The organism is Pantoea sp. LS15 (genome assembly GCF_012241585.1).
GTDB lineage: Bacteria > Pseudomonadota > Gammaproteobacteria > Enterobacterales > Enterobacteriaceae > Enterobacter.
The window spans coordinates 701,200-727,350 of record NZ_JAAVXA010000001.1; the positions used below are offsets into that span (position 1 = coordinate 701,200).

The window sequence follows — 26,151 nt, forward strand, 5'->3', positions numbered from 1 at the left end:
ATCAGCACTGCCTGATCTGATGTAATTCTCTGATTGACTCAATTGGCATCGGCTGGCTGAACCAAAAACCCTGCAGTTGATCGCAGCCAGCCAGCCGTAGCAGTTTCATTTGTTTCTCGGTTTCCACCCCTTCCGCCACCACCGCCATGCCCAGCGCATTGGCGATCCGCACTGTGCCGCTGACCAGCGCTGCCGCCTGTTCATCGTTGCCCACCAGCCCGGCCAGTGATTTATCAATCTTAATGGTGTCGAAGTTAAAACGCCGTAAATACCCAATACTGGAATAGCCCGTGCCAAAATCATCTAGCGCCACCGCGGTTCCAAGCGCTTTAAGATTGGCTATTGCCATGCGGGCACGCTCCGGGTTTTCCAGCACATAGGTCTCTGTTACTTCAAGCTGCAATCTGTTGGCCGGGAAACGCGTGGTCTCCAGCACACTGGCCACTTTGTCTTCAAATTCGGGATCGCGAAATTGTGCAGGAGAGATATTCACAGAGAGTTTTAACTCACTGAATGGCTCCAGATCCTGACAAGCCCGCTGCAAGACAAACTGGCCCAGTTTGTAAATCAAACCGCTGGTCTCTGCAATGGTGATAAAGGTGTCCGGGCCAAGTGGCCCGCCCGGTCGACGCGGCCAGCGAACCAGCGCTTCGACACTGCTCATTTTCTGGCTGTGAGCGTCAATAATTGGCTGGTACCAGACCTCAAACTCATCGCGCTCCAGGCCGCTTCTGATCTGATTCTCAATCGCCAGCTTACGTTCACGGGCACTGTTCAGCGCCGCGTCGTAGTGGGTGATGCGCCCTTTTCCACTCATTTTGGCGTGATACATGGCAATATCCGCACGGCGAAACAGCTCAGTACTGGTACATTCGATCAGGGTGCCGCTGGCAATACCTATGCTGGCGCCGATATGGATTGTGCGCTCCCCCAGCCGAATCGGGATGTTAAGAAAATCCAGCACCGAACGGGCAAACGCAGTGGCCTGCGCTTCCGCGCCATCACCGCCGATGGTCATGGCAAATTCATCGCCGCCCATGCGTGCCAGCATCCCTCCCGGTGGGACGCGTTCATTCAGCGTTTTCGCTATCACCACGATGAGATCGTCACCCACGCTATGGCCGTAGATGTCATTGACATCCTTAAAGCCATCCAGATCGATAAACACCACGCTTTTGACGTCAATATCGCCGCGTAAACTCACGCGATCCAGGTCTTCGATCAGCGCACGTCTGTTCGGCAGATGGCTTAACCAGTCCGTTCTCGCGACCAGACGCGCCTGATTTTCTCCACGCGCAAGTTTGTACAGCCCCACACTGCTCACCAGAATGAAGAGCAGGATCAACGCCGATGCCAGCACTACAATCTGCGTAATATCAGACGATGCAGCCTGAGCGGCTTGTGCCCCCGGAAGACGTGCCTGCCAGTTCAGATATCCCAGTAACTCGCCTGCTGAACTGTGCAAGGGCATACTCAGATTATTGATTTTTTCAGGGGTAAAGTTGAGGTTATCAATCTGAAAGGTCGCCCCCAGATCGGATAATATTTTCGCGTTCAGGTGACGCGTAATCACCAGATAGCGGCGTGTTCCATCGGTAGCCTGTAAATCTCCAACCATCGGGCGAATCAGCCCTATACCAACAAATGCAATGCCGTTACGCGTTCGGGTGATCCCCGCATAGATATTTTTATCACTGGACAGAGCTTGTCCGTACTGGTTAATAAGCCCTTTGAAGCCTTTGCCAAAAAAATCAAGGTTCGTCTCTTTGAACGGTTGGCTTTGAAACGATCCCCAGATGACATTGAAGTGTTCATCAAGCACGAAAGTGCCGTCATAGAGGTTGTTAATTTTAAAGCCAGCGCCCCAGGTGTTATACAGCCAGTTGGGATCCAGCGTTGGACGGTACGTCTCGTGTACCGCATCGTCCCAGACGGCGTTATCCAGGACCAGCGAGGAGACCCGGTTGACGGATGTCTGAATAGCACCCTGCACGGAAAGTGCCGAACGGTGTTCGTCAATTTCATTGGTTTTCGTGCTGATAAGGTGCAGAGATAAATAGAGCAGTGCGACAATGGAAATGATTAAGCCGATCCCCGCGATGAAGATCATGGCAAACAATGTTCTCGCAGTAGGAATATTGCGCCAGGTCAATGTGCGATACATCAGCCATCCTCTTCAATGTTATGCTTTTCTAAGAGTACTACAGGCAGCGAATTTCGCTGCCTGTAAATAATGGCTGTCAGTATATCAGGCGAGTTTTATCATGATCATACCAGCAAGCAGTAATATCAGTCCTACCCAGCCTTTGTTATTTAAACGCTGACCGAAGAGCACCCAGCCTGCTGCCAGCGTGGCGGCGATACCAAACCCTCCCCACAGCGCATAGGCAACAGAAAGGTCGATACCTTTTACCGCCTGGGACAGGGCACTGAATGCCCCCAGAACCGCAGCAATCGACATCAGTCCATATACTTTACGGCGAAAACCATCTGAGAATTTCAGCAGGACGTTAGCCAGAATTTCCAGCACGATGGCTAAACCCAACCAGGCCGCATGAACCCATTCAAACTGTTGCATGGTTCTGCTCCTTCTGCTGTTTTGTCGGTTTACGGGTACCCGATTTAATCAGCACAATACCCGCGACCAGCGTCGTTAACCCGGCAACCTTCATCGTGGAAAGTGTTTCGTCAAATATCATGACGCTGAACAGCGTAATCAGCAAAATACCGATCCCCTCCCACAGGGCATAGGCCACACCCAGCGCAATTTTTTTCACCGCAAATGAGAGGAAAATATAGGAAAGTGAAATCATCACCAGCATTAAAATAAAACCGGTGTTGCCATCGCTGACACTTGCCCATTTCATAGACAACGTGCCGGTAATTTCAGCGACAATAGCCAGAGCTAATAAAATCCAGTAAAACATGTTTTTCTCCTGCTTGAGAATATAATCCATTGTGGCCCGCCGCGAGCAGCAAACCAAAAAATATGAAATTAAATCAGACAGCTAAGCGCGTAGCGCCAGCTCAGGCAGAAGATGTGACTATAGTGCGGTGCGCCAGTGTTGCTCACCAGAAAGCAGGCAGAAGGAAGAGGAAAATACAACAGTATTGTTTGAAAAGTACGTCCTGAACAAATTGTCCATAAAATTACAATTATCCGCGGTGTTGCTTCTCGTCTTTGCGGATCAAAATTGTCCTCGGTAGTTAAACACGCCAGATTTGTACCATAAGCCAGGATTTTACTCAAAGCCTTTGCAATTCTTTACCCATCCCGTTTGATTTTGGTTAGTTTATTTCAACGGGGTTCGCATTTATTATAAATAAAAAGATTATTCCGGAGTCACCATGGCTAAACCCATCATTACCCTGAACGGGTTAAAAATTGTCATCATGCTGGGTATGCTGGTGATCATTCTGACAGGCGTTCGTTTTGCCGCCGACATCATTGTCCCCTTTATTCTGGCGCTGTTTATTGCGGTGATCCTTAACCCGCTGGTACAGCGCATGACACGGTTACGCATCCCGCGCGTGCTGGCGATCACTCTGCTTATCAGCATCATTATTTTTGCGATGGTCCTGCTCGTCGCTTACCTGGGGACCTCGCTCAATGAACTGGCGCGAACATTGCCGAAATACCGTTCGTCACTGGCGATACCGCTCCTGCAGATTGAACCCTGGCTGCAGCGTGCAGGCATAGAAGTCTCGGTTGAGGAACTCCTGAAATATATCGACCCCAATGCGGCCATGACGCTTGTCACCAGCCTGCTGGCGCAACTCTCCAATGCCATGACCTCTATTTTCCTGCTGTTCTTAACGGTGGTGTTCATGTTACTGGAGGTGCCGCAGCTTCCCACAAAGCTGCAGCAGATCATGGTCCGTCCGGTTGAAGGCATGGGGGCGATTCAACGCGCACTGGACAGCGTTTCCCGCTATCTGGTGTTGAAAACGGCCATTAGCCTGGTCACAGGAGGGGTGGTCTGGGGAATGCTCATGGCGCTGGATGTCCGCTTTGCATTTGTCTGGGGGTTACTGGCGTTTGCGCTTAACTACATCCCTAACATCGGCTCCGTGCTGGCAGCGATCCCCCCTATTCTTCAGATGCTGGTTTTCAGCGGGTTCTATGACGCGTTGATTCTGCTGGCCGGCTACCTGGCGATTAATCTGGTGTTCGGCAACATTCTTGAGCCACGGATGATGGGGCGCGGACTGGGGTTGTCCACACTGGTGGTCTTTTTATCCCTTATTTTCTGGGGCTGGCTGCTCGGTCCGGTTGGGATGCTGCTTTCCGTTCCGCTGACCATCATCGTGAAGATTGGTCTGGAACAGACAGCAGGTGGACAAAGCATCGCCGTGCTGCTGAGCGATATGAGCCATCAATAGCGGTCACGCCATCATCGACAGGATCGGCTTGCCGATCCTACCACCTTCACGGTACGCACTTAGCGCCCTCTGCCATTCCGTCAGAGGGTATACCGTGGCATGGCTGTACTGGCTACCACGCAACTGCGGCCAGATGCGTTCGAATTCGGCATGCCACGCCTCCACGCTGAGCGCATCGAGATAGTTACGGATATGAAACCATGCCACGCGCGGCATGGGGCGCTGCTGACGGAAGGTTTGCCCGGAGAGCAGTCCGTAGCAGACAAACACACCCTGCTCAGGCATCACGTTGAGGATTGCTTCCGCAAGCGCTCCTCCGGTCGCATCGTAAACAACGTCGGCACACGCAGCGATAGCACCGATTTTCTGCGTGTCCTGTTGTGCGACAGGTATGATCCCCATCGCATCCAACCTTTCAGCATGTACACGCGAGCGGTGAATACCGTATACCGCTTGCGCGCCCCTCTGGCGCGCCCACTGCCCGAGCAGAATGGCACAATCAGAACCGGCAGCCGTGAGCAACACTCGCTTTCCCTGTGGTGGGTAGTGAGCGAGCATCATCTGCGCCGCCAGCGGATTGATATAGGCCCGTGCGGCCAGGTGTGAGTCGATATTGTCCGGAACCGGGATCGCATACTCAGCCGGGCAATCAACATAGCGCTGCCAGGTTCCGTGCCCCCGTAATGGTAAGACGCGCTTGCCCACCAGCCCCGAGAAAGGGGCTGGCGCCTGGGTCACAATCCCGACGCCTTCATACCCCGCCACCGCTGGTAGCGGCGTCCGGTGGCGATAGGCTCCGGTAATGGGGATAAGATCGGACGCGTTCACCGGGGAAAACAGCATTTGCACACGAAGATGACCCGGTGCAAGCTCGCCCAATGGCGCTGTTTCCGGCTGCAGAACAGAATCTGGCTCGCCAAAACGTCGATACCAGAGGGCCAGGTTTTCCATTACGATCTCACGGCTAATTACAGAATGGCTACTCGCGCCAGCCCATTGCCGGTGCGACATGTTTGAGAATGGACTCAATCACATGCGCATTGTAATCCACACCAAGTTGATTCGGTACGGTCAATAATAACGTATCGGCTTCGGCAATCGCGTCGTCCTTTTTCAACTGTTCAATCAGCTTGTCAGGCTCTGCGGCATAGCTGCGTCCGAAGATCGCACGCGTTTTCTCATCAAGATAACCGACGCTATCGCTGTCGCTCCGGCTGGAGCCGAAGTACATCCGATCGCGATCGTCCATCAGCGCAAAAATACTGCGGCTCACCGAGACTCGTGGCTGACGCGTATGCCCCGCTTCCGCCCACGCCTGACGGTACGCGCGGATCTGTTTTGCCTGCTGAATATGGAACGGTTCACCGGTTTCATCGTCTTTTAAGGTAGAACTTTGCAGGTTCATTCCCAGTTTTGCCGCCCACACTGCCGTCGCATTCGAACCGGCGCCCCACCAGATACGCTCGCGCAAACCGGCGGAATAAGGTTCAAGGCGCAGCAACCCCGGCGGGTTCGGGAACATAGGTTGTGGATTCGGTTTTGCAAAACCTTCTCCACGCAATACCTCGAGCAGTACCTCGGTATGGCGGCGTGCCATATCAGATTCGTTTTCCCCTTCCTGCGGGACATAGCCAAAATGACGCCAGCCATCAATAACCTGCTCCGGGGAACCCCGGCTGATACCCAGCTGCAAACGTCCCCCAGAGATCAGATCCGCTGCGCCGGCATCCTCCGCCATGTACATCGGGTTTTCATAGCGCATATCAATAACGCCAGTACCGATTTCAATGGTTTTCGTTTTGGCGCCTATTGCGGCCAGCAGGGGGAACGGGGAGCTAAGCTGCCGGGCAAAGTGGTGCACACGGAAATACGCGCCGTCTGCACCCAGCTCTTCGGCCGCCACGGCCAAATCAATGGACTGAAGCAATGTATCCGCTGCTGAACGCGTGCCGGACTGCGGTGAAGGTGTCCAGTGACCAAACGACAGAAACCCGATCTTTTTCATAACGATTTATCCTGATGGGACTTTGCATCTCACCTACTTTACGCATTACCCGGTGAGAATAAATGCCGTTTATTTAACGGAATGATTCAAATAAATTGACTGAATTGAGGGGTTCGTCATTACGCTCCATAATGGGATATAATATCCCCCTCTCTTTTCATGGCAGGTAAAACCGGCAATGGCTTTGATCCCTAAAAATTACGCGCGACTGGAAAGCGGCTACCGCGAAAAAGCATTAAAAATCTATCCATGGGTGTGTGGACGCTGTTCGCGAGAGTTTGTTTATTCCAATCTGCGTGAACTCACGGTTCACCATATCGATCACGACCATACCAACAACCCGGAAGATGGCAGCAACTGGGAACTGTTGTGCCTGTTTTGCCATGACCATGAACACTCGAAATACACCGAAGCGGATCAGTACGGTACCACCGTGGTTGCAGGGGAAGACGCGCAAAAAGACGTGGGCGTCGCCACGTTTAACCCGTTTGCCGATTTAAAAGCGATGATGAATAAGAAGAAATAAGCTCGCACCGCCCATACCAGCTGTATGGGCGATTCACGGGGCAGAGTGACAGCAGACTGCCCTCCTGTTTTACGCCGTCGTCAGCGCAAAACGGTCTTTCAGCATACGGGAGATTTCTCCCTCCGCCAGTTGCTGTATTTCAACCCCATCCGTAGTGATCGTCTTCAGCACATCGCCCAGTAAAATCTCACGTCCTTCCGGGCGATGCTGCACCACAACCAGCTTCTGAACAAAGATGGCATCCGGATGCGTGGAGTTAAGGTAGTTGGCCGGAACGAAATCAATCCATTCCTGAGGCGTGAGATCAAAGCCGTATTGACGGGCCCATTCTCCCTCCACTTTTGCCTGAAGCAGATATTCGCCCTCAGCGCTACGGCTAAGCCGAAACGTGTCGAAATCCTGCATAATATCGACATCAAGCGTGTCCAGTGCCATCGGTGCACGGATGCCGTAGCTACCGAATCCGAGATCGCAAAGCCACTGTCGACTATCTACCTCAGCGATGAGCGCCATATGGGTTTTCGGCCGTCGCGCAGGGTAGAACATCGGGCGTGCCGCCACGAAACGGTAAGGAATACCTACCGCCTCCAGCGCCATGGCAAAAAGCCCGTTCACCTCATAGCAGTAACCGCCGCGTCCCTGGGTTAACACCTTATCGGCAATATCGTCTGGTGCCAGCGAGACAATTTTGCCCGCCTGCACGTCCAGATTTTCAAAGGGAACTGAAAATAGCTGATGGCGCATAAGTGCATGCAACGTGGCCGTATCAGCAGCCACCGGTCCGGTGTAGTTTATGCGTTTGAAATAAGTAGAGATGTTGAAATTATTGCTCTGCATAATGCCTCCTTGTCCTGAACATGTCGGACACTATAGATGGCGCGCATCATTGGCTGTATAGTCAGTTTTATCGAAAATCAGCCTGAACAGATGCCCATGTCTGCCCCATCTCCGTCGTCCCCACATTACCGCCGAATAGCTGAGATGCTCCGTCTAACACTGACTTCAGGTGCGTTGCGGGTCGGTGACCGGATGATCTCCGCGCGTAAACTGGCCGAACGCGAGCACGTTAGCCTTCCGACGGCGCTGGAAGCCCTTCGTTGTCTTGAAGCAGAGGGGCTGATAGTGGCGCGTCCACGTTCGGGCTACTTCATCTGCCAGACCAGTATCACTCCGCGTACGGAACCTTCGCACTCCGTACCAGGCCCGGTCCCTGTGACGATGTCCGCCGTGGCCCGCTCGCTGTTCAGCAGTGCAGAAGCCCGTCTGATACCGTTGGGCGCAGCCCTGCCTGACCCCGCATGGCTACCCGGCGATATGCTGCAACGGGCGTTGCACTCTGCCGTCCGCCGTCTGGACGCACACGGACAAAGCTATAGCCTGCCTCCGGGAAGGCGTGATTTACGAAGTAAGATTGCCGCGCGTTCTGCGCAATGGGGAGCTCGTTTCGGCGCGGATGACCTCATCATCACCGCGGGTGCAACGCAGGCGCTGCGCCTTGCCCTTCAGGCAGTGTGCCAGCCAGGTGATATCGTAGCGATTGAGCAGCCTGCCTACTTTGGTACACTCCTGCTGCTGGAAGATTTAGGCCTGAAAGCCTTAGCGATCCCGACCGATCCCGTTGAAGGCCTGTTACTGGAACCGCTGGCTGACGCCATTCGCTGCCACCGCCCCGCTGCCGTTTTGGCCTCACCCACCGTGCAAAACCCTTTGGGTGCCAGTATGCCCGTTGCACGCAAGCAAGAGCTTGTTGCTCTGCTTGAGCAGGCAGAGATCCCTTTAATTGAAGACGATGTCTATGGTGACCTCGTTGGCGAAGGGCAACGCCCTCCGGCCTGCAAAGCGTTCGACCAGAGCGGAAACGTGATTTACTGCAGTTCACTGTCTAAAACGCTTGCGCCAGGCTGGCGGATCGGCTGGATTGCCGCCGGGCGCTACCACGTGCAGGTATTGCAGACGCGTATGGCCGGAGAGTGGGCAGGTGCGCCAATGCTGGAAGCCGCAACGAGCGAGATCCTCGCAAGTGGCGACTACGATCGTCATCTGCGACGGCTAAAGCGCCGGATCGCAGAGGGAATAGACGCCGTCGTAGCGCGAGTCGAGGCAAGTTTCCCACCGGGTACACGTGTTAACGTGCCCACTGCCGGTTTCCTGTTGTGGGTAGAGCTTCCTGAGCAGATCAACGCGCTGGAGGTGCATCGTCGCGCGCTGGCGATGGGCATAGGCGTCAGCCCTGGCCCGCTGTTTTCCCCTGGCGCAGAATTAACGCACTTTCTGCGGCTAAACTGCGCAAACGAACCAACGCCCCGCCTGCTGAATGCCGTGGAACAGATTGGCGCGTTGTGTCACGAGCTGGCTGCCAGAGATAATTTCACAAATTGAAGAATAAGCGTTCTTTAATGACCGCTTCAGGATTGGCACTTTTTACCGCTGCCAGAAAAGTCGTAAAGTTACGGTTCCAGAGAGTAAGATTGTTATAAAATTGCACCTGCTTTTCATTAGCACCGTCACGGTAAATAACAGACCAGAGCCGTCTGCTATTTATCTCAGTACTCCCCGGCTCGATTTTAATGATATTAGCCAATGCAATCTTATGGGTGGTGGTGTTGTTTTTAACTTCATACAAAAACTGGTCATCATAAAACCACGTTTTACCTGCATTCCCACCAAAAATGGAGGGGTTGGCAGATATCTTTTTTAGACTCTCGTGCATATCCCTGCCCTGCCATAGCTTATTATCAGCGCGTGAGTATAACGCGCCGATCGTGACTGACAACACCCCTTACAGTCAGGGAATAATACGTGCCGCTCTCAGCTGCGCGAACAGGTTGAAAAACATCTCATCGGTTGCCTGCATTCGCGTGAAGCCAGACCGCCGAAGCTTGCTGCCATCACCGAACATGTCGTAATTCCAGCTAAAGACGAAATCGGCAAAATGTCCGTCATTCAGCTGCAAAATATCCGTTTCTACCAGCCGATCTCTGGCAAGCTCGCGCCATACCTCACGATAGTCCTTAAACAGCTGATGAAATGACAACCTCACTGGCGGAGCAGATTCCAGTTCAAACCAGCGTGCGATGCGTGGCCATAGCTCACTCCAGCGCCAGATATCACCGTTATTCACGTTGAAAGCCTGATTCTGCGCCGCAGATGTCGTGGCAGCCCACAGCGTTGCCTCTGCCAGCAACCCGGCGTCGGTATGATCAACGATACTGTGCCAGGTCTGCTCGGTACCGGGAAAGCGCAAAGGTAGCCCCTGAGCCTTACACAAAGACGCATACAGAGCGATGCTCAGCGCCAGATTCATCGTGTTGCCGGGCACGGTACTTCCCACCACGCCTGGTCTGATGGCATTCCAGTGCCAGCTTTTCCCGCGCTGAAAATCGCTGAGCCACGTAAGCTGAGCGGCGTTAAATTCTGCACCCGGTACGCCAGGATCGCTTTCGCGTGCCGGGGTTTTGAACGGCCCCAGATGTGCACCATAGACTTTGTATCCCTGCATCAGGCTGACCGTCTGCAGAGGTGCTGTTTTTTCGATATGACTGACCAGATGACGCAGCATCGTAACGTTCGGCTCGACCATGTCTGTCCAGTTAGCTGCGTTCGCCCAGGCGCTGTAAAAAATATGGGTGATATCACTCAGGGGTTGCAGTACCTCTGCGCTGTTCTGCGCATCCAGTAAATCGACGTTCACCATCGGAATAGCATCCGGATGGGTCGCTGCATGGCGACTAAGACCGATCACCTGCCATTTATTATGCAGGAGCGTTTTGACGAGCTGTCTGCCCACAATTCCGCTGGCACCAGCGACCAGAGCGATGTTTTGTTGCGGCATCTTATTCATGAAGTTTCTCCAGAAAGGGTGACAGGCGCAGTGTCATATATTATTTTTTTATTTGATACCCCCTTAAATCGATGGCACTTATCAGAAAAATCATTAAATGAATAATAAACTCAACGCCATTTCCACCTTTCTCAGCGTTGCAAAAGCAGGTTCCTTTTCTGCCGCCGCCCGCCAGAGCGGGATGAAGCAATCTGCAGTCAGCCAGCAGATTGCCGCCCTTGAACAAGAGCTTGGTGTCGTGTTGCTGCATCGTACAACGCGAACAATGAAGTTGACTGAACAGGGAGAGCGTTACAGCCGTGATATGCAGCTTGTGCTGGATGCCATGCGGGAAGCTGAGATGCGGCTGGATCCTGTCGATCAGCAATTTCAGGGGAGAGTGCATGTCCAGTTGCCGAGCGGGCTGGGCCAGATCTTTTTGCCACATTTGCTTTCGCTGCAACGCCTGCATCCAGAATTGCACCTGATGCTTTCCCTTGATGACCGCATTGCCGACCTGGTGACAGAAGGGGTAGATGTCGCAATACGACTAAGCAGTGAGCCTCCTCTGGCGCATGCGGCTCGCGTGCTGGCACGTGTTGAAACCGCGCTGTTTGCCGCCCCCGAATTTCAGGCGGTGCACAGCGTCAGCGAGCTGGCGACGCTGCCACATGTACGATTTAGTGGTATCCCGCTGGATGCCCCATTGCGGCTGCTTTCTCAGGAAGAAACCCTCGACGTGAAGGTGAATACCGTTTTTCGCGCCAATACTAGCGACGCGCTATTACAGGCGCTGGAGTCAGGCATCGGTATCGGAGGCATGCAGCTACCGCTTGCGGCCAGCGCGTTGCAAAATGGCACACTGGTACCGATCTTACCCGCCTGGCGGTTACCCGACCGATTCCTCTATGCCGTTTTCCCTGATGCCCGCTTTATTCCACAGCGCGTCCGACGTGTCGTCAGCGTGATTGAGCAATTACTGCCTGAGATCATGAAGAAAAACTGAACATTCCCCCCCGCAAATCACGTGCACTTTTTGACCATAAGGAATAGAGTATTTTCACCGTACCCTCTTCTTTATGGAGCACATATGCCCGATTACAGTTTCTTCAGGAAAGGCCCGGATCTCGTTGCGATCGAGAGCGCAAACATCGACGCAGCTTCTCAGCTGACCGCACAGGGGTTTGAAAAGCAGTTTGAGGAGATCAGCGCTGCGGATGAAAAAACGGCGCTTACCCGCTTTGCTGATATCCATAAAAATAATGACATCGATCGCCATAACTTCCTGGCAGGTGCGGGCCAAATGCCGTTGATCGGCGTGCTGACGGCGGCGGCAACCTGGTTGACGCAAAAGAAATAACGCAGGAGTTCTCTACCTCGCCACCGGCAAATCCGCGTACCGCGTGGTATAAGCCGGAGACAGCATCTCGCGTTTCATCGCCCAGGATTTCTCAATCCCCTGTCCGGCAAACCATATCTTCCCTTTGCCGGAGTGATTGACACTGTCGATCATCTCCATCAGTGCCGCACTGTTGGTGCGCAGACGGTTATCGTCAAACAAATTAAGCTGGGCGACACCCGTACTGAAAAAGTCCGCCAGCATGACCCCCGCTTTCATGTAGCGATACCCGTCAAGCCATATACGCCCCAGCGCCTCCGTGGCAGCCCGGATGATATCGCGTGAGTCATTGGTCGGCGTCATCAGGATGGTCGAAGCCTGATTTCCGTAATAAATTTCGTTGTCGGCATGGGGGCTGGTGCGCACAAACACGCTGATAAAGCGGCAATATTGATGCTCGCCGCGTAGTTTTTCTGCTGCACGTTCCGCGTAGGCGCAAATGGCCTGATGCATCTCTTCGTATTGCGTAATCCGGTGTCCAAACGAACGGCTACAGATAATTTGCTGCTTTGTGGGTGTAAACTCTTCCAGGTCAAGGCAGGGTTCGCCGCGAAGCTCTCGCACCGTGCGCTCCAGTACCACGTTAAAATGTTTACGAATGACCCAGGATGAGGCATCTGCCAGCGCCAGTGCCGTGGAGATCCCCATTGCATTGAGTTTTTTCGTGATGCGCCGTCCAACGCCCCACACCTCGTCTACCGGTACATTCGCCAGCAGTTTGCGCTGCCGCTCGCGATCCGATAAATCGACCACACCGCCAGTGCCCGACCACCGCTTGGCCGCATAGTTGGCCAGCTTCGCCAGCGTTTTTGTCGGAGCAATACCGACGCCCACAGTTAAGCCCGTATTTTTAAGTATCTGCGCGCGCATCTGACGACCAAATGCTTCCAGCGACATGCAGTGGCTGACACCTGACACATTCACGAACGCTTCATCAATGGAATAGATCTCTATTGCCGGGGCAAGATCGGTCAGGGTTTGCATTACCCGGCTGCTGAGATCGGCATAGAGTGCATAATTCGAACTAAAGACGTATACCCGGGAGGGGTAGCTCTTCTCTTTGAATTTGAAATAGGGCTCACCCATTTTTATACCGAGCTGCTTTGCCTCCCGCGACAGTGAAATAATGCAGCCGTCGTTATTCGAAACCACTACGATGGGCTTCCCCTCCAGATCGGGACGGAACACCTTCTCACAAGAGGCATAGAAACTATTTACATCAACCAGCGCGAACATGTTTATGCGTTTTGAGCGTGTGGGTGACGACACCGAAGATTTGCAGCTCCTCTTCGGACTGAAAGGTAATCGGCTGATAGCGGACATTATGTGGCAGGAGTCTCAGGACCGGACGGGTCTGCAACTCCTTCACGGTAAATTCACCGGCGACCGACGCCACCACAATATCGCCATGTTCAGCATTTAACGAGCGATCAACCACCAGCAGATCGCCGTCGCCGATCCCGACGCCAATCATCGAGTCTCCGCTCACCTTGACGAAATAGGTTGCACTCGGGTGTCTGACCGCCAGTCTGTTGAGATCGAGACGATCCTCCACATAATCCTGCGCAGGGCTTGGGAAACCACAGGCAACACGCTCCAAAAATAAAGGTAATTCAATGTATTGATTTGGATGATAAGAAAAGAGAGTGCTCATAAATGCCTTTCTCGCCACACACTGTATATACATACAGTATTACGGATACTGACCCAGGATCAAGGTCATTTCCGCAGACGATCCCAAACGCATTGAAGTTTGAGCGGATTTAATTCAGCAGCAGCGTCTGCAGATTACTCCACCACCACTTTCACCTTCGGCTTCGACAACAAAATTTGGATAAGCCTGGTAAAAGGAACCGGTTTAAAAAAGTAGTACCCCTGCTGAAAGACGATGTGATTACGATTGAGGTAGTCTAACTGTGCCTTCGTCTCTACGCCTTCCGCTACAATGCTGATGGAGAGTTTACGCGCCAGATCCAGCACACAATCAAGGATGCGGGTTGAGTCCGCGTGCTCGTTAACCCGGCTGACGAAGCTCTGGTCAATTTTGATATAATCAATATGCAGGTCATGAAGATAAGAGAGTCCGGAATAGCCGGTACCGAAATCATCCAGTGCAATGGCGAACCCTTTGTCATGGAGCACATTCAGGGTCTGGACAAGGTTCTCATCAATATCCAGCGGTTCCCGCTCCGTCACTTCGATCACCAGGTTCAGATCTTTTCTGACGAAACTATCCTTGTACTTCAGGCACTCATCCAGGAAGGTCGGCATCGCAATATGGGAAGCACTGAAATTCAACCCGACGTGAAACCCTTCCGGTAATTTCGTGGAAATCGCGTTCATTTGTGTCGCCACCTGCGCCATCAGGCTCTGCGTCAGCGGAACAATCAACCCCGATTTTTCGGCAATGGGAATGAATGTGGCCGGAGAAATATAACCCGCCTGCGGATGTTTCCATCTTGCCAGCACCTCTACGCCCCGCAACGTGCCTTCCCTGCCATTCACTACAGGCTGGTAAAACGGAACGATTTCTCCTCGGGCAATAGCGGTACGAAGTGACTCTTCAGGTAGCGTGTTTTTGTTCAGATACTTATACAAAACGTAAGCGGCAGTAGCGGACATCAGCAGTAAAAACAGCATGATGCCCGCCCCCTGTTCGATCAGCCTTTGTACGCTAAACAGAGGAGGAAGATTATATCTGACGCTATAGGGATAATTTCCCGACCGGACCTGCCCGGCCTGCGTTTCCTGGCGATGAATGATGGTGAAATTGCCGGAAGCATCAAGGGCGTAACCGCCCACCACTAACGCGTAATTGACATGCTTTAACGGTGTGCTCAGGGCATCACGAATATGGCTATCGCTCACGCTAACCATGATACGGTTCGTGGCAAAGTGGGTCTGAAATAACAAAACAGGTCGTCCATTTACCGTATCGCTCGCCGGAGTGAGCAGTAGTTCAGAAAAATGTATATTATTAATATTCAATAATAAAATACGATTTCCCGGCAGAGATGAACACCAGGGTTGCCCCTTTCTGAGGATGACAATGGTTCTGAGATGGGGTTGTAAAGCGGCCTCCGTGCCAAGTTGATACTGCCCTTCTGCATCGCATCCCTTCGCAATAATTTCCGTCGCGGTTCTGGCTGCAACCCGTGCTTCATCAAGAATGGCATTGATATGGTTAACGGCGTATCTGGCTCCCGACGAGCTATCAACCCGAGCTGAATACCAGAGCTGTATATTGAGGATAAAAACGCCAACAATAAAAATAGCCACTGCTGTTATGACAGGAATAAAGACATTGCGCATTGCCGTCTCTTTATACTTAGCGTTATCAGTACAAAGAGCATGGTCGACAACATTAAAAATAACCACTGAAAAAAGAGACCAATCTCAGGATGTTGCAAACAAAACCCGGAAGTTTTCCGGGTTTTGCTTAAATCAGGTTTAGTCCACCAGCGAATTTAGCGTTTTCACGACTTCAGGCGATAAGTGCAGTTCCCCCGCCGCGAGGTTTTGCCGCAGATGGGCCACGGAAGAGGTTCCGGGGATCAGCAAGATGTTCGGGGAACGTTGCAGCAACCATGCCAGCGCTACTTGCATTGCCGTTGCCCCCAGTGAATCAGCAACGGCTTGTAGCCCGGAAGATTGCAGAGGCGTAAAGCCTCCCAGCGGGAAGAACGGCACATACGCAATACCCTGCTGTGCCAGCCCATCCACCAGCGCGTCGTCCCCCCGGTTCACAATGTTGTACATGTTCTGCACGCACACCACCGGCACCATTTTCTGCGCTTCCGCAACCTGAGTGGCCGTCACATTGCTCAGACCAATATGGCGTACCAGACCTTGCTGTTGTAACTCTGCCAGGGTGGAAAGCGGTTCTGCAATCGACCCTTCCGCAGGCCCGTGGGTGCTAAACATAATTCGCAAATTCACCACGTCCAGCACGTCAAGCTGCAGATTACGCAGGTTGTCATGTACCGCCTGAGTCAGTTCCTGCGCGGAAAAAGCGGGTAGCCAGGCCCCCTTGTTGTCGCGACGGGCACCGATTTTGGTGACGATAGTCAGGTCGTCCCGGTAAGGATGAAGTGCTTCGCGGATCAGCTGATTGGTAATATGAGGGCCATAAAAATCACTGGTATCAATGTGGTTCACCCCCGCCGCGACGGCTTCACGTAGCACCTCCAGCGCGGTGTTTTTGTCCTTCGGTGGGCCAAATACGCCCGGCCCGGCAAGCTGCATCGCGCCATAGCCCAGTCGTTTAACCGTCCGCGTCCCGAGCGCGTACGTCCCGCTTTTATCAATGCTGCTCATGTTTGACTGCCTCATAAAAATGATCCGGATTTACAACAGGTTCCCTGAGAGAACCCTTGGTTAAGCGCGAGTTAAATTAAAGTTTAAATTCTCTACGACGATAGTATTGGAGTACCCCTGCATCTTCTCTAACGGACGACCGCTATGCTGAAAAATCTGCACGTGATTACCGGTATTATCTTTGCCCTCACCATATTCTGTCTGTTGCAAGTTGTCACGGGAGGGTTGTTCTACTCTGCTGTCAGCAACGATCGCCATAACTTCCAGAACTCCGGGGTGCTCAATGCCCAACAGGAGAGTCTGAGCGACAGCGTGAACACGCTGGTGAAAACCCGTGTCACCGTCACCCGCGTGGCGATCCGCTACCTGAAAAACCAGCGTGACCCGGCTTCCCTTGCGGCGATAAACAAACTGCTTGGCACCGCAAGCGACTCGCTGGCAAAAGCCGAGGCCTACAACAAAGAGTGGCAGAAATTGCCGCAGGTTAACGGTCAGGATGCGGCATTAACCGACGAGATGCAGAAGTCCTGGAACCAGATGCACGAAGTGATGCGTTTGTCGATTGAGTACCTGCGTGCCGATAACTACCAGGCCTATGGCGATCTGGACGCTCAACAGGCTCAGGACGATATGGAAGCGGTCTATAACCGCTGGCGTGCCGAAAACAACACCCTGCTGAAGGCCGCAACGGAAGAGAATCAGAGCAGCTTTACCCAGATGCAATGGACGCTGGCGGCTATTTTGCTGGCTGTTATCGCGGTACTGGTGGTGATCTGGCAAGGTTTACAACATCTGCTGTTAAAACCCCTCAACACCATTATGAACCATATTCGCGCGATTGCGGGGGGCGATCTGACGCAGGATATCGTCATCACGGGTCGCAATGAGATGGGTCAACTGGCCGCAGGTCTTCAGGAAATGCAGCAGTCGCTGGTGACCACCGTCAGTGCCGTACGTGGGAGCACTGACTCCATCTACACCGGTGCAGGTGAAATTGCCGCAGGAAGCAACGATCTCTCCGCCCGCACCGAACAGCAGGCCGCCTCGCTCGAAGAGACCGCCGCCAGCATGGAAGAGCTGACCGCAACGGTTAAACAGAACTCCGATAACGCTCGTCAGGCTACACTGCTGGCGAAAAACGCCTCTGAAACGGCAGCCCGCGGCGGTCATGTGGTGGATAACGTGGTTCGCACCATGACCGAAATTGCCGACAGTTCGCAGCAGATTGCACACATTACCGGCGTGATTGACAGCATCGCGTTCCAGACGAACATCCTGGCGCTTAACGCAGCGGTGGAAGCCGCACGCGCCGGGGAGCAGGGTCGTGGCTTTGCGGTGGTGGCAGGCGAAGTCCGTACGCTGGCGAGCCGCAGTGCGCAGGCGGCGAAAGAGATCAAAGGGCTTATCGAAAACTCCGTCAGCCGGGTGAATACCGGTTCTGAGCAGGTTAGTGAAGCAGGCACCACCATGAAAGAGATTGTCGCTGCCGTTACCCGCGTGACCGATATTATGGGTGAGATTTCATCGGCATCCGATGAACAGAGCCGTGGTATCGAACAGGTGAGCCTGGCCGTTTCGCAGATGGACAGCGTGACACAGCAAAACGCCGCGCTGGTACAGGAGTCCGCCACGGCGGCGGCGGCACTGGAAGATCAGTCTGAACAGCTGCGCCAGGCAGTGGCGGCGTTTCGTCTGAACGGCAAAGAAACAGCCGCAGCCCCACGCCCGGCCAATGTGAAGACACCGCAGTTGCTGCGTCCGGCAACGACAACCGCCTCTACCGACAGCAACTGGGAAACGTTCTAAGTCTATGGCGGGCGAGGCTATCGCCCGCTAGCGGCTGCGCTTGGCGTGCCGCTCCCAGTTTTCCTGTTTCGCTTCATCGGATTTTCGCAGCGAAACATAACATGCCCCGCTGCCGCCGTGATGCGGCAGCGCCACGCAGAAAGCCTGCACTTCCTCAAACTCGGTTAACCAGCGCGCCAGATAGCTGCGCACCACATTAGGATGGGAGTTCTGCTCGCGCCCTTTCCCATGAATGATAATCAGATTGCGTAACCCGTCACGTCCGGCCTGGCGAATAAAAGAATACAGCATCTGACGGCAGCGTTCGGCAGGCTGACGTAAGAGATTTAAGCTGGCCTGACGGGCATATTTACCCGAGCGCAACTTATCAATAACGCCCTGCTGTACCCCTTCGCGCTGGAACGCCAGCGCCTCTTCAAGGGGCAGAAGTTCCAGAAAGCCCAGGGTCAGGAAGTTATCCAGCTGTTCGGTATCCATCTCCTGGCGAGACCGCGTATTGCGGCTTGGCTGCCAGTGAATATCCGGGCTGCGCTTCAGGGGCTGGACATCCTCCATGGCGTCAAGAAAAAAGGATTTGTCGTCAGGGTTCATGGATATCCTCCGGCTACATCTGAGGACTGTACTATACCTGTGCCAGACAGGGGCCTCAATAACCGTTATACCGCGATGAACGGTATAAATATTAACCTGATGAATAGAGATAATAATAAACCCACAAATTTAAATCACACTTAACTAAAGTTTTAGCAAAAATAAAATAAGTGATTTGTGTTAAAAATTCGTGAAATCAATCACTCACCCAGCTTTCAATTTTCAGGAAAGGTGTTATAACTAAATTAACCTGCCCCATGGATATAACACTCAGGATCTGCGAAAGGACGCACTGCTGTGTGTACTGTAGGGTCTGCCTGATGTCGGGCAGACCCTGTTTTTTATTATATAAACTTCACTCTACGACTATTTTTCTCGCTTCTCTTCTGAATTGCGTTATTAACGATTCGGCAAGTGGAGTCTGGCGTGAATCACGGCGCTGAATTAAATAATATGCCGCTTTTGGAAGCGACTCGACAACCGGGAGCATGACCAGACGGTGCGCCAGCAGCGGGTCACAACCCAGTTCCTGTGGCAATATACTTAGAAAATCACTTTGCGCGACAAGGCTAATACAGGAAGTAAACGTTTCACAGACAACACCAATCCGCGGTATTTGCGAGCGATGGTTAAACACATCTTCTAATTGCTTATAATAACTTCCTCGTGGCGTTGGCATCGTCCAGTTATAATGCAGAAGTTCATTGATAGAGGTTGCCCCTGTCGCCGGATGCCCTTTCCGGCAAAATACCGCAAACGATTTTTCGAACAGCTTTTCAAATGTAAATTCATGATCGTAAGGTCCCTGATAATAGGTGTTGATGGTAAAGTCCAGCTCCCCCTGGCGTAATTCATTGATCATCGACACCAGTTGCCCTTCCATAATCCTTACTTTGACCTGCGGATGCTGCGCATGAAAACGGGTGATCACGGCAGGCATGAGGCTACGTGAAACACTGGCCCCCATCCCGATGTTGATCTGCCCGGCCAGTTCCCCCTGCCGCTGGCGAATATCATCCTGCGCCGCACGTAACTCTTCCAGAATCAGCCTGGCGCGCTGGTAAAAACCTTCACCACACTCGGTCAACGCCACGCCCTTACTCCTGCGCACAAAAAGCTGCGCCGCCATGCCCTCTTCCAGCTCTTTGATGGATTTGGTCAGCGCCGGTTGTGACAGATTGAGCGCCCTACTGGCACCACGAATACTGCCCTGGCGCGCGACTTCAACAAACGCCCGGATTTGATGAAATTTAATCTGAAATGACATAGCCCAACCGATAACCGTTGTTTATCAGAGTAAAGAAACTGTCATCTACTTTAATAGAAAGGGATGTGCGAGGGTAATTCCTGAACGGTTAAAACTGTGAAAAATCGGTTAGTGATAAGTAAAAACTATCACAGCGTGAAGCAGTTCACATATTTTAATGATGACAGGAACAGATATGGACACACTGGCGCAGTACATCCAGACATTAACGCCGCAGTTGAGGGCATGGCGTCGCGATTTTCACCATTTTGCGGAATCCGGCTGGGTGGAGTTTCGTACCGCCGCGAAGGTCGCGGAAATCCTAGATTCGCTGGGTTACGAACTGGCGATGGGCCGCGATGTGGTGGATGCCGAAAGCCGTATGGGGCTACCTGATGACACTACCCTGACGCGGGAGTTTGACCGCGCCCGAGCACAAGGCGCGCCTGAGAAATGGCTCGCGCCGTTTGAAGGCGGATTTACCGGGATTGTGGCGACCCTGAATACTGGCCGCCCAGGACCGACCCTGGCGTTTCGCGTGGACATGGATGCGCTTGATTTAAGCGAAGCGCTCGACGAAAGTCATCGCCCGTACCAAGACGGATTTGCCTCCTGCAATCCAGGGATGATGCACGCCTGCGCGCACGACGGCCATACCACCATTGGTCTGGGACTGGCACAGGTGCTTAAGCAGAATGAAGCCCGGCTGAACGGCACCATCAAGCTGATCTTCCAGCCTGCCGAAGAAGGGACGCGCGGCGCACGCGCCATGGTCGCTGCCGGAGCGCTGGACGACGTGGACTATTTCACGGCCATCCATATTGGTACTGGCGTGCCTGCCGGTACGGTTGTCTGCGGCAGCGATAACTTTATGGCGACGACCAAGTTCGACGTGAACTTTACCGGCGTTGCCGCACACGCAGGCGGTAAACCGGAGGATGGGCGTAACGCTCTGCTCGCAGCGGCGCAAGCCGCCATCGCCTTGCACAGCATTGCACCGCACAGCGAAGGCGCATCCCGGGTGAACGTCGGGGTAATGCAGGCGGGCAGCGGACGCAACGTGGTGCCCGCCAATGCGCTGATCAAGGTTGAAACACGCGGTGAAAGCGAAGCCATTAATCAGTATGTCTTTGAACGTGCGCAGTCAGTCATTACCGGCGCGGCGGCACTCTATGGCGTGACGGCGGAGATACGCCTGATGGGAGCCGCCACCTCCAGCGCCCCCACCCCCGCCTGGGTTGATTACCTGCGTGAGCAGGCTGGCAACGTGTCCGGCGTAGTGCACGCCATTGATAACGTTAAAGCCCCGGCAGGTTCCGAAGACGCCACGCTGATGATGGCCCGCGTGCAACAGAACGGCGGTATGGCGTCGTATATGGTGTTTGGCACGGATTTGAGCGCCGGACATCACAACGAAAAATTCGACTTTGATGAGCAGATAATGGCTGTTGCCATCGAAACGCTGGCGCGAACTGCGCTCAATTTCCCGTGGACACGAGGTGTGTGATGCAGGAGAACTACGCTTTTATTGCCGATGTGATCGACACGCGATGTCGGATGTTAACCGATATTGCCGACGAGATTTGGGATCATCCCGAAACGCGTTTTGAAGAGTTTTGGTCAGCTGAACGGCTCGCCAGTGCTCTGGAGGCCGAAGGCTTCACGCTAACCCGTGAAGCGGGTGGCATTCCGAATGCCTTTATCGCCAGCTTCGGCAGCGGGAAACCGGTTATCGCTCTGCTGGGCGAATACGACGCGCTGGCCGGCTTAAGCCAGCAAGCGCACTGTGCAACGGCGCAATCCGCCACGCCGGGAGCTAACGGCCACGGCTGCGGGCATAATCTCTTAGGTACCGCCGCATTTGCGGGGGCAATGGCGGTAAAAAGCTGGCTGGAACAACACGGTGGTAGCGGAACAGTGCGTTTTTACGGCTGCCCCGGTGAAGAAGGCGGTTCCGGAAAAACCTTTATGGTGCGTGAAGGTCTGTTTGATGACGTCGATGCCGCCGTCACCTGGCACCCGGAAGCGTTTGCTGGCATGTTTAACGTCAGTACGCTGGCCAATATTCAGGCCGCCTGGCGTTTTCACGGTGTGGCGGCGCATGCAGCCAACTCCCCCCATCTTGGACGCAGCGCGCTGGATGCCGTGACGTTAATGACCACCGGCACCAACTTCCTTAACGAACACATCATCGAGAAAGCGCGCGTCCATTACGCCATTACTGACACCGGGGGCATTTCACCTAACGTGGTGCAGGCGCAAGCCGAAGTGTTGTACCTGATCCGCGCTCCGGAGATGGCCGACGCACAACAAATCTATGAACGCATCGGGAAAATCGCCCAGGGCGCAGCAATGATGACCGAAACCACCGTCGAGTGTCGCTTTGATAAAGCCTGCTCCAGCTACCTGCCAAACCGCACACTCGAGGCGGCAATGTATCGCGCGATGCAGCACTACGGCACGCCCGAATGGACCACCGAAGAGCGCGATTTTGCCCGCGAGATCCGCGCTACGCTGACGCCCAACGATCTGCAGAACAGCCTGAAAAACATTGCCGCAACAGGTGGCGACGCGGGAAAAGCCTTTGCCCGTCGTCATCAGGAGACACTGCTGGTGGACGACGTCGCACCGTATGCCATTACTGACAACGTGCTGGCGGGTTCAACTGATGTGGGGGATGTCAGCTGGAAAATGCCCGTTGCACAGTGTTTCAGTCCCTGTTTTACCGTCGGTACGCCGCTGCATACCTGGCAACTGGTCGCTCAGGGTCGCACCTCCATTGCCCATAAAGGCATGCTGCTGGCCGGAAAAGTGATGGGAGCTACCGCGCTCAATCTGCTGCAGGATGCAGAACTGCTGAAAAAATGCCGGGAAGAGTTTGAACAGCAGATAGCAGAAAGACCGTACGTGTGTCCGATCCCACAAGGCGTGACACCGTCACCTTTAAAATAAAAAAACACAACACAACAACACAACAGTCCCGAGGAACGCCCATGAGTATGTCATCCATACCTTCGCATTCCCCATCCGGTAAGCTCTATGGCTGGGTTGAAAGGATCGGCAATAAAGTGCCACACCCTTTCCTGCTTTTTATCTGGTTGATCGTGGTTTTGATGGTCGCCACTGCTGTGCTCTCCGCCTTCGACGTCAGCGTACGAAGTCCGGCTGATGGCAGCCTGGTGGAGGTGAAAAACCTGCTCAGCGTGGAAGGGTTACACTGGTTTTTACCCAATGTGATTAAAAACTTCAGCGGTTTCGCCCCGCTGGGTGCCATTCTGGCGCTGGTTTTGGGTGCAGGGCTCGCGGAACGTGTGGGACTGTTACCAGCCCTGATGGTGAAAATGGCATCTCACGTCAGCGCACGTTACGCCAGCTATATGGTGCTGTTTATCGCCTTCTTCAGCCACATCTCTTCCGATGCTGCACTGGTCATTATGCCACCCATGGGCGCACTGATTTTCCTCGCGGTCGGACGTCACCCTGTAGCGGGTCTGCTGTCGGCGATTGCGGGTGTCGGGTGCGGTTTTACCGCCAATCTGCTGATTGTTACCACCGACGTCCTGCTCTCGGGCATTAGTACGGAGGCGGCGAAAACTATCGACACGGCGATGCACGTCAGCGTCATCGACAACTGGTACTTTATGGCCAGCTCCGTGGTGGTCCTGACTATCGTCGGCGGGCTGATAACCGATAAGATCATCGAACCGCGTCTGGGAAAATGGGAAGGTCGCAGCGATGAAAAGCTGGAGACACTGAGTAAAGAGCAGCGTTTTGGTCTGCGCGTGGCCGGGATTGTGTCACTGGCTTTTCTCGCCCTGGTGGCACTGATGGTGGTACCGGAAAACGGTATTCTGCGCGATCCGGTTAAACATACCGTCCTTCCCTCACCGTTTATTCAGGGCATTGTGCCACTGATTATTCTGTTCTTCTTTGTCGTGTCGCTCGCGTATGGCATCGCCACCGGTAAAATTCGCCGCCAGGCCGATCTGCCGCAGTTGATGATCGAGCCGATGAAAGAGATGGCGGGCTTTATTGTGATGGTCTTCCCGCTGGCTCAGTTCGTCGCCATGTTTAACTGGAGCAACATGGGCAAATTTATGGCCGTCGGACTGACCGACGCGCTGGAAGCCGCCGGGTTAAGCGGCGTCCCGGCGTTTGTCGGTCTGGCGCTACTGTCATCCCTGCTCTGCATGTTCATCGCCAGCGGATCGGCCATCTGGTCAATTCTGGCGCCGATCTTCGTGCCGATGTTTATGATGCTGGGATTCCACCCGGCATTTGCCCAGATCCTGTTCCGTATCGCTGACTCCTCCGTCATCCCGCTGGCACCGGTTTCGCCATTTGTTCCGCTGTTTTTAGGTTTCCTGCAGCGCTATAAACCGGAAGCCAAACTGGGTACCTACTATTCGCTGGTTTTGCCCTACCCACTTATCTTTTTAGGAGTATGGCTGGTCATGCTGGTGGCGTGGTATCTTGTCGGCCTGCCGATTGGACCGGGGATCTACCCGAGGCTGAACTAAAGGAATGAGGATGCTGAGATTACTCGAAGATAAGATTGCGACGCCGCTTGGGCCGCTGTGGGTGATCGCGGACGAGCAGTTTTGTCTGCGTGCCGTTGAGTGGGAAGAGCACAGCGATCGCATGGAAGAGCTGCTCAATATTCATTACCGCTCACAGGGGTATGAACGTATCAGTGCCACCAATCCTGGTGGGCTAAGCGACAAGCTTGCGGCGTACTTTGAGGGCGATCTCAGCATCATCGACACCCTACCCACCGCCACAGCCGGAACACCTTTCCAGCGCGAAGTGTGGCAGGCGCTGCGGACTATCCCGTGCGGTCAGGTGATGCATTACGGCCAGCTCGCGGAGCAGTTAGGCCGTGCCGGAGCGGCACGCGCAGTAGGTGCCGCGAATGGCTCCAACCCGGTCAGCATCGTGGTGCCCTGCCATCGGGTGATTGGGCGCAACGGCACCATGACGGGCTATGCCGGAGGCGTACAGCGCAAGGAGTGGTTACTGCGTCACGAAGGGTATCTTCTGCTGTAGATCCCAGGCTTTTTGTGCTTAATTTTCTACCGGTTAGGCTAAAATTCCATAATCAAGCTGTGGAATTTCAAGAAGATGGCAACACGTTGCCGTCACTTGTCCTTATTGATGGTTTGTCAGGCTTACGTACTTACCAAAAAGATGTTAAAATTGACCAATATCAATTAAGGCTTGAGCAAACCTATGATCCCGGAAAAGCGAATTATACGACGCATTCAGTCTGGCGGTTGTGCTATCCATTGCCAGGATTGCAGCATCAGCCAGCTCTGTATCCCGTTTACCCTGAATGAGCATGAACTTGATCAGCTTGATAATATCATCGAGCGCAAAAAGCCTATTCAGAAAGGGCAGACGCTGTTTAAAGCGGGAGACGAACTGAAATCGCTCTATGCTATCCGTTCTGGCACCATCAAGAGCTACACCATCACCGAACAGGGTGATGAGCAGATCACCGGCTTCCATCTGGCGGGTGATCTGGTTGGCTTTGATGCCATCGGCACTGGCCACCACCCGAGCTTTGCTCAGGCACTCGAAACCTCTATGGTTTGCGAAATCCCGTTTGAAACTCTGGATGACCTGTCCGGAAAAATGCCTAATCTGCGTCAGCAGATGATGCGTCTGATGAGCGGTGAGATCAAAGGCGATCAGGATATGATCCTGCTGCTTTCCAAAAAGAATGCAGAAGAACGCCTGGCTGCGTTTATCTACAACCTCTCCCGTCGCTTCGCTGAACGTGGTTTCTCTCCGCGTGAATTCCGTCTGACCATGACGCGTGGCGATATCGGCAACTACCTGGGTCTGACCGTGGAAACCATCAGCCGTCTGCTGGGCCGTTTCCAGAAAAGCGGTATGCTGGCCGTTAAAGGTAAATACATCACAATCGAAAACGGTGAAGCACTGGCCGTTCTTGCCGGGCACGCCCGCAACGTGGCATAAAGCCCATATGTATATTGCCAGGCCGATAAATTTTCTTGATTTATTGGTCTGGCATATTAACACTTCCGTCATCTGA

At 53.6% G+C, this 26,151-nt stretch carries 25 protein-coding genes and 1 pseudogene; 11 read left to right on the forward strand and 15 right to left on the reverse strand.

Translation table 11 applies throughout. The annotated features are described in order from the left end of the window. Position 1: 1 nt before the first annotated feature. The 4 genes and pseudogenes from HED65_RS03270 to HED65_RS23020 all read right to left on the reverse strand — a co-directional run bounded on the left by HED65_RS03270 (position 2) and on the right by HED65_RS23020 (position 3,215). Positions 2-2,164: a bifunctional diguanylate cyclase/phosphodiesterase gene (locus HED65_RS03270; RefSeq protein WP_114977414.1), complete on the reverse strand. Its 2,163-nt coding sequence runs from the start codon at positions 2,162-2,164 to the stop codon at positions 2-4. A gap of 84 nt (positions 2,165-2,248) precedes the next feature. After that, positions 2,249-2,578, reverse strand: a complete 330-nt coding sequence (gene mdtI / locus HED65_RS03275; RefSeq protein WP_114977415.1) for a multidrug/spermidine efflux SMR transporter subunit MdtI — start codon at positions 2,576-2,578, stop codon at positions 2,249-2,251. Then, a complete protein-coding gene (mdtJ, locus tag HED65_RS03280; protein ID WP_114977416.1) occupies positions 2,565-2,927 on the reverse strand; it encodes a multidrug/spermidine efflux SMR transporter subunit MdtJ in 363 nt (120 codons plus the stop codon). The genes mdtI and mdtJ overlap by 14 nt, the downstream gene beginning before the upstream one ends. 117 nt (positions 2,928-3,044) lie before the next feature. Then, positions 3,045-3,215: pseudogene (locus tag HED65_RS23020) on the reverse strand (protein YdgV). 133 nt (positions 3,216-3,348) lie between these two features. Here HED65_RS23020 and HED65_RS03285 point away from each other — a divergent pair. Then, positions 3,349-4,383: an AI-2E family transporter gene (locus HED65_RS03285; protein ID WP_114977417.1), complete on the forward strand. Its 1,035-nt coding sequence runs from the start codon at positions 3,349-3,351 to the stop codon at positions 4,381-4,383. 3 nt (positions 4,384-4,386) lie between these two features. Here HED65_RS03285 and HED65_RS03290 read toward each other — a convergent pair whose 3' ends face one another. Together HED65_RS03290 and HED65_RS03295 are read right to left on the reverse strand one after the other, a co-directional pair. Then, positions 4,387-5,334 carry a zinc-dependent alcohol dehydrogenase family protein gene (locus tag HED65_RS03290; protein WP_114977418.1) on the reverse strand — a complete coding sequence of 316 codons (948 nt, stop codon included), beginning with the start codon at positions 5,332-5,334 and terminating at the stop codon, positions 4,387-4,389. Positions 5,335-5,362: 28 nt separating this feature from the next. Then, positions 5,363-6,388, reverse strand: a complete 1,026-nt coding sequence (locus tag HED65_RS03295) for an LLM class flavin-dependent oxidoreductase (protein ID WP_028017351.1) — start codon at positions 6,386-6,388, stop codon at positions 5,363-5,365. Between the two features lie 178 nt (positions 6,389-6,566). Here HED65_RS03295 and yajD point away from each other — a divergent pair, with 178 nt between their 5' ends. Continuing rightward, entirely contained in the window at positions 6,567-6,914 is a 348-nt protein-coding gene (yajD, locus tag HED65_RS03300; RefSeq protein ID WP_006808895.1) for an HNH nuclease YajD, read from the forward strand. A gap of 69 nt (positions 6,915-6,983) precedes the next feature. Here yajD and HED65_RS03305 read toward each other — a convergent pair whose 3' ends face one another. Then, positions 6,984-7,751, reverse strand: coding sequence for an arylamine N-acetyltransferase family protein (locus HED65_RS03305; protein WP_114977419.1), 768 nt, complete (start codon positions 7,749-7,751; stop codon positions 6,984-6,986). Positions 7,752-7,787: 36 nt separating this feature from the next. Between HED65_RS03305 and HED65_RS03310 the strand changes: the two genes are divergently transcribed. Further along, positions 7,788-9,293 (forward strand): aminotransferase-like domain-containing protein, encoded by a 1,506-nt coding sequence (locus HED65_RS03310; protein ID WP_114977420.1) that lies wholly within the window; start codon positions 7,788-7,790, stop codon positions 9,291-9,293. Here HED65_RS03310 and HED65_RS03315 read toward each other — a convergent pair. Both HED65_RS03315 and HED65_RS03320 read right to left on the reverse strand, forming a co-directional pair. After that, positions 9,283-9,624 (reverse strand): hypothetical protein, encoded by a 342-nt coding sequence (locus tag HED65_RS03315; protein ID WP_114977421.1) that lies wholly within the window; start codon positions 9,622-9,624, stop codon positions 9,283-9,285. The genes HED65_RS03310 and HED65_RS03315 overlap by 11 nt on opposite strands. A gap of 75 nt (positions 9,625-9,699) precedes the next feature. Then, a complete protein-coding gene (locus tag HED65_RS03320) occupies positions 9,700-10,755 on the reverse strand; it encodes an SDR family oxidoreductase (protein ID WP_114977422.1) in 1,056 nt (351 codons plus the stop codon). Positions 10,756-10,852: 97 nt separating this feature from the next. On the opposite strand from HED65_RS03320, the gene HED65_RS03325 reads away from it, so the two are divergent. Together HED65_RS03325 and HED65_RS03330 are read left to right on the forward strand one after the other, a co-directional pair. After that, complete coding sequence (locus HED65_RS03325) at positions 10,853-11,740, forward strand: LysR family transcriptional regulator (protein WP_114977423.1); 888 nt, start codon at positions 10,853-10,855, stop codon at positions 11,738-11,740. A gap of 84 nt (positions 11,741-11,824) precedes the next feature. After that, positions 11,825-12,094: a hypothetical protein gene (locus HED65_RS03330; protein ID WP_028017344.1), complete on the forward strand. Its 270-nt coding sequence runs from the start codon at positions 11,825-11,827 to the stop codon at positions 12,092-12,094. Positions 12,095-12,106: 12 nt separating this feature from the next. Here HED65_RS03330 and umuC read toward each other — a convergent pair whose 3' ends face one another. The 4 genes from umuC to HED65_RS03350 all read right to left on the reverse strand — a co-directional run bounded on the left by umuC (position 12,107) and on the right by HED65_RS03350 (position 16,450). Then, complete coding sequence (gene umuC, locus HED65_RS03335) at positions 12,107-13,369, reverse strand: translesion error-prone DNA polymerase V subunit UmuC (RefSeq protein ID WP_114977424.1); 1,263 nt, start codon at positions 13,367-13,369, stop codon at positions 12,107-12,109. Continuing rightward, entirely contained in the window at positions 13,353-13,787 is a 435-nt protein-coding gene (umuD, locus tag HED65_RS03340) for a translesion error-prone DNA polymerase V autoproteolytic subunit (RefSeq protein ID WP_114977425.1), read from the reverse strand. Before umuD ends, umuC begins: the two co-directional genes overlap by 17 nt. Before the next feature lie 134 nt (positions 13,788-13,921). After that, on the reverse strand, positions 13,922-15,445 hold the full coding sequence (gene pdeG / locus HED65_RS03345) for a cyclic di-3',5'-guanosine monophosphate phosphodiesterase PdeG (protein WP_114977426.1): 1,524 nt from the start codon (positions 15,443-15,445) through the stop codon (positions 13,922-13,924). A gap of 138 nt (positions 15,446-15,583) precedes the next feature. Next, a complete protein-coding gene (locus tag HED65_RS03350) occupies positions 15,584-16,450 on the reverse strand; it encodes an aldo/keto reductase family oxidoreductase (RefSeq protein ID WP_114977427.1) in 867 nt (288 codons plus the stop codon). A gap of 144 nt (positions 16,451-16,594) precedes the next feature. Here HED65_RS03350 and tcp point away from each other — a divergent pair, with 144 nt between their 5' ends. After that, positions 16,595-18,256, forward strand: coding sequence for a methyl-accepting chemotaxis citrate transducer (tcp, locus tag HED65_RS03355; protein WP_114977428.1), 1,662 nt, complete (start codon positions 16,595-16,597; stop codon positions 18,254-18,256). 27 nt (positions 18,257-18,283) lie between these two features. On the opposite strand, the gene smrA is transcribed toward tcp, so the two are convergent. Together smrA and HED65_RS03365 are read right to left on the reverse strand one after the other, a co-directional pair. Next, positions 18,284-18,847: a DNA endonuclease SmrA gene (gene smrA, locus HED65_RS03360; RefSeq protein WP_114977429.1), complete on the reverse strand. Its 564-nt coding sequence runs from the start codon at positions 18,845-18,847 to the stop codon at positions 18,284-18,286. 355 nt (positions 18,848-19,202) lie between these two features. Next, the gene (locus HED65_RS03365) at positions 19,203-20,114 is read right to left on the reverse strand and encodes a LysR family transcriptional regulator (protein ID WP_114977430.1); all 912 of its coding nucleotides are present in this window, start codon (positions 20,112-20,114) and stop codon (positions 19,203-19,205) included. 175 nt (positions 20,115-20,289) lie between these two features. Between HED65_RS03365 and HED65_RS03370 the strand changes: the two genes are divergently transcribed. From HED65_RS03370 to fnr, 5 genes are all read left to right on the forward strand, one after another. Then, the gene (locus tag HED65_RS03370) at positions 20,290-21,600 is read left to right on the forward strand and encodes a M20 family metallo-hydrolase (RefSeq protein WP_114977431.1); all 1,311 of its coding nucleotides are present in this window, start codon (positions 20,290-20,292) and stop codon (positions 21,598-21,600) included. Next, complete coding sequence (locus HED65_RS03375) at positions 21,600-23,045, forward strand: M20 family metallopeptidase (RefSeq protein WP_114977432.1); 1,446 nt, start codon at positions 21,600-21,602, stop codon at positions 23,043-23,045. The genes HED65_RS03370 and HED65_RS03375 overlap by 1 nt, the downstream gene beginning before the upstream one ends. Before the next feature lie 41 nt (positions 23,046-23,086). Next, positions 23,087-24,613, forward strand: a complete 1,527-nt coding sequence (gene abgT / locus HED65_RS03380; RefSeq protein WP_114977433.1) for a p-aminobenzoyl-glutamate transporter — start codon at positions 23,087-23,089, stop codon at positions 24,611-24,613. 10 nt (positions 24,614-24,623) lie between these two features. Beyond that, a complete protein-coding gene (ogt, locus tag HED65_RS03385) occupies positions 24,624-25,139 on the forward strand; it encodes a methylated-DNA--[protein]-cysteine S-methyltransferase (protein ID WP_114977434.1) in 516 nt (171 codons plus the stop codon). Between the two features lie 183 nt (positions 25,140-25,322). Beyond that, positions 25,323-26,075 carry a fumarate/nitrate reduction transcriptional regulator Fnr gene (gene fnr, locus HED65_RS03390; protein WP_006174991.1) on the forward strand — a complete coding sequence of 251 codons (753 nt, stop codon included), beginning with the start codon at positions 25,323-25,325 and terminating at the stop codon, positions 26,073-26,075. Positions 26,076-26,151 lie beyond the last annotated feature (76 nt).

What these genes read in the sequence shown, in the direction of transcription:
- HED65_RS03270 (WP_114977414.1), bottom strand. Translation starts at nt 2,164, where the DNA reads ATGTATCGCACATTGACCTGGCGCAATATTCCTACTGCGAGAACATTG.
- mdtI (WP_114977415.1), bottom strand. Translation starts at nt 2,578, where the DNA reads ATGCAACAGTTTGAATGGGTTCATGCGGCCTGGTTGGGTTTAGCCATC.
- mdtJ (WP_114977416.1), bottom strand. Translation starts at nt 2,927, where the DNA reads ATGTTTTACTGGATTTTATTAGCTCTGGCTATTGTCGCTGAAATTACC.
- HED65_RS03285 (WP_114977417.1), top strand. Translation starts at nt 3,349, where the DNA reads ATGGCTAAACCCATCATTACCCTGAACGGGTTAAAAATTGTCATCATG.
- HED65_RS03290 (WP_114977418.1), bottom strand. Translation starts at nt 5,334, where the DNA reads ATGGAAAACCTGGCCCTCTGGTATCGACGTTTTGGCGAGCCAGATTCT.
- HED65_RS03295 (WP_028017351.1), bottom strand. Translation starts at nt 6,388, where the DNA reads ATGAAAAAGATCGGGTTTCTGTCGTTTGGTCACTGGACACCTTCACCG.
- yajD (WP_006808895.1), top strand. Translation starts at nt 6,567, where the DNA reads ATGGCTTTGATCCCTAAAAATTACGCGCGACTGGAAAGCGGCTACCGC.
- HED65_RS03305 (WP_114977419.1), bottom strand. Translation starts at nt 7,751, where the DNA reads ATGCAGAGCAATAATTTCAACATCTCTACTTATTTCAAACGCATAAAC.
- HED65_RS03310 (WP_114977420.1), top strand. Translation starts at nt 7,788, where the DNA reads ATGGCGCGCATCATTGGCTGTATAGTCAGTTTTATCGAAAATCAGCCT.
- HED65_RS03315 (WP_114977421.1), bottom strand. Translation starts at nt 9,624, where the DNA reads ATGCACGAGAGTCTAAAAAAGATATCTGCCAACCCCTCCATTTTTGGT.
- HED65_RS03320 (WP_114977422.1), bottom strand. Translation starts at nt 10,755, where the DNA reads ATGAATAAGATGCCGCAACAAAACATCGCTCTGGTCGCTGGTGCCAGC.
- HED65_RS03325 (WP_114977423.1), top strand. Translation starts at nt 10,853, where the DNA reads ATGAATAATAAACTCAACGCCATTTCCACCTTTCTCAGCGTTGCAAAA.
- HED65_RS03330 (WP_028017344.1), top strand. Translation starts at nt 11,825, where the DNA reads ATGCCCGATTACAGTTTCTTCAGGAAAGGCCCGGATCTCGTTGCGATC.
- umuC (WP_114977424.1), bottom strand. Translation starts at nt 13,369, where the DNA reads ATGTTCGCGCTGGTTGATGTAAATAGTTTCTATGCCTCTTGTGAGAAG.
- umuD (WP_114977425.1), bottom strand. Translation starts at nt 13,787, where the DNA reads ATGAGCACTCTCTTTTCTTATCATCCAAATCAATACATTGAATTACCT.
- pdeG (WP_114977426.1), bottom strand. Translation starts at nt 15,445, where the DNA reads ATGCGCAATGTCTTTATTCCTGTCATAACAGCAGTGGCTATTTTTATT.
- HED65_RS03350 (WP_114977427.1), bottom strand. Translation starts at nt 16,450, where the DNA reads ATGAGCAGCATTGATAAAAGCGGGACGTACGCGCTCGGGACGCGGACG.
- tcp (WP_114977428.1), top strand. Translation starts at nt 16,595, where the DNA reads ATGCTGAAAAATCTGCACGTGATTACCGGTATTATCTTTGCCCTCACC.
- smrA (WP_114977429.1), bottom strand. Translation starts at nt 18,847, where the DNA reads ATGAACCCTGACGACAAATCCTTTTTTCTTGACGCCATGGAGGATGTC.
- HED65_RS03365 (WP_114977430.1), bottom strand. Translation starts at nt 20,114, where the DNA reads ATGTCATTTCAGATTAAATTTCATCAAATCCGGGCGTTTGTTGAAGTC.
- HED65_RS03370 (WP_114977431.1), top strand. Translation starts at nt 20,290, where the DNA reads ATGGACACACTGGCGCAGTACATCCAGACATTAACGCCGCAGTTGAGG.
- HED65_RS03375 (WP_114977432.1), top strand. Translation starts at nt 21,600, where the DNA reads ATGCAGGAGAACTACGCTTTTATTGCCGATGTGATCGACACGCGATGT.
- abgT (WP_114977433.1), top strand. Translation starts at nt 23,087, where the DNA reads ATGAGTATGTCATCCATACCTTCGCATTCCCCATCCGGTAAGCTCTAT.
- ogt (WP_114977434.1), top strand. Translation starts at nt 24,624, where the DNA reads ATGCTGAGATTACTCGAAGATAAGATTGCGACGCCGCTTGGGCCGCTG.
- fnr (WP_006174991.1), top strand. Translation starts at nt 25,323, where the DNA reads ATGATCCCGGAAAAGCGAATTATACGACGCATTCAGTCTGGCGGTTGT.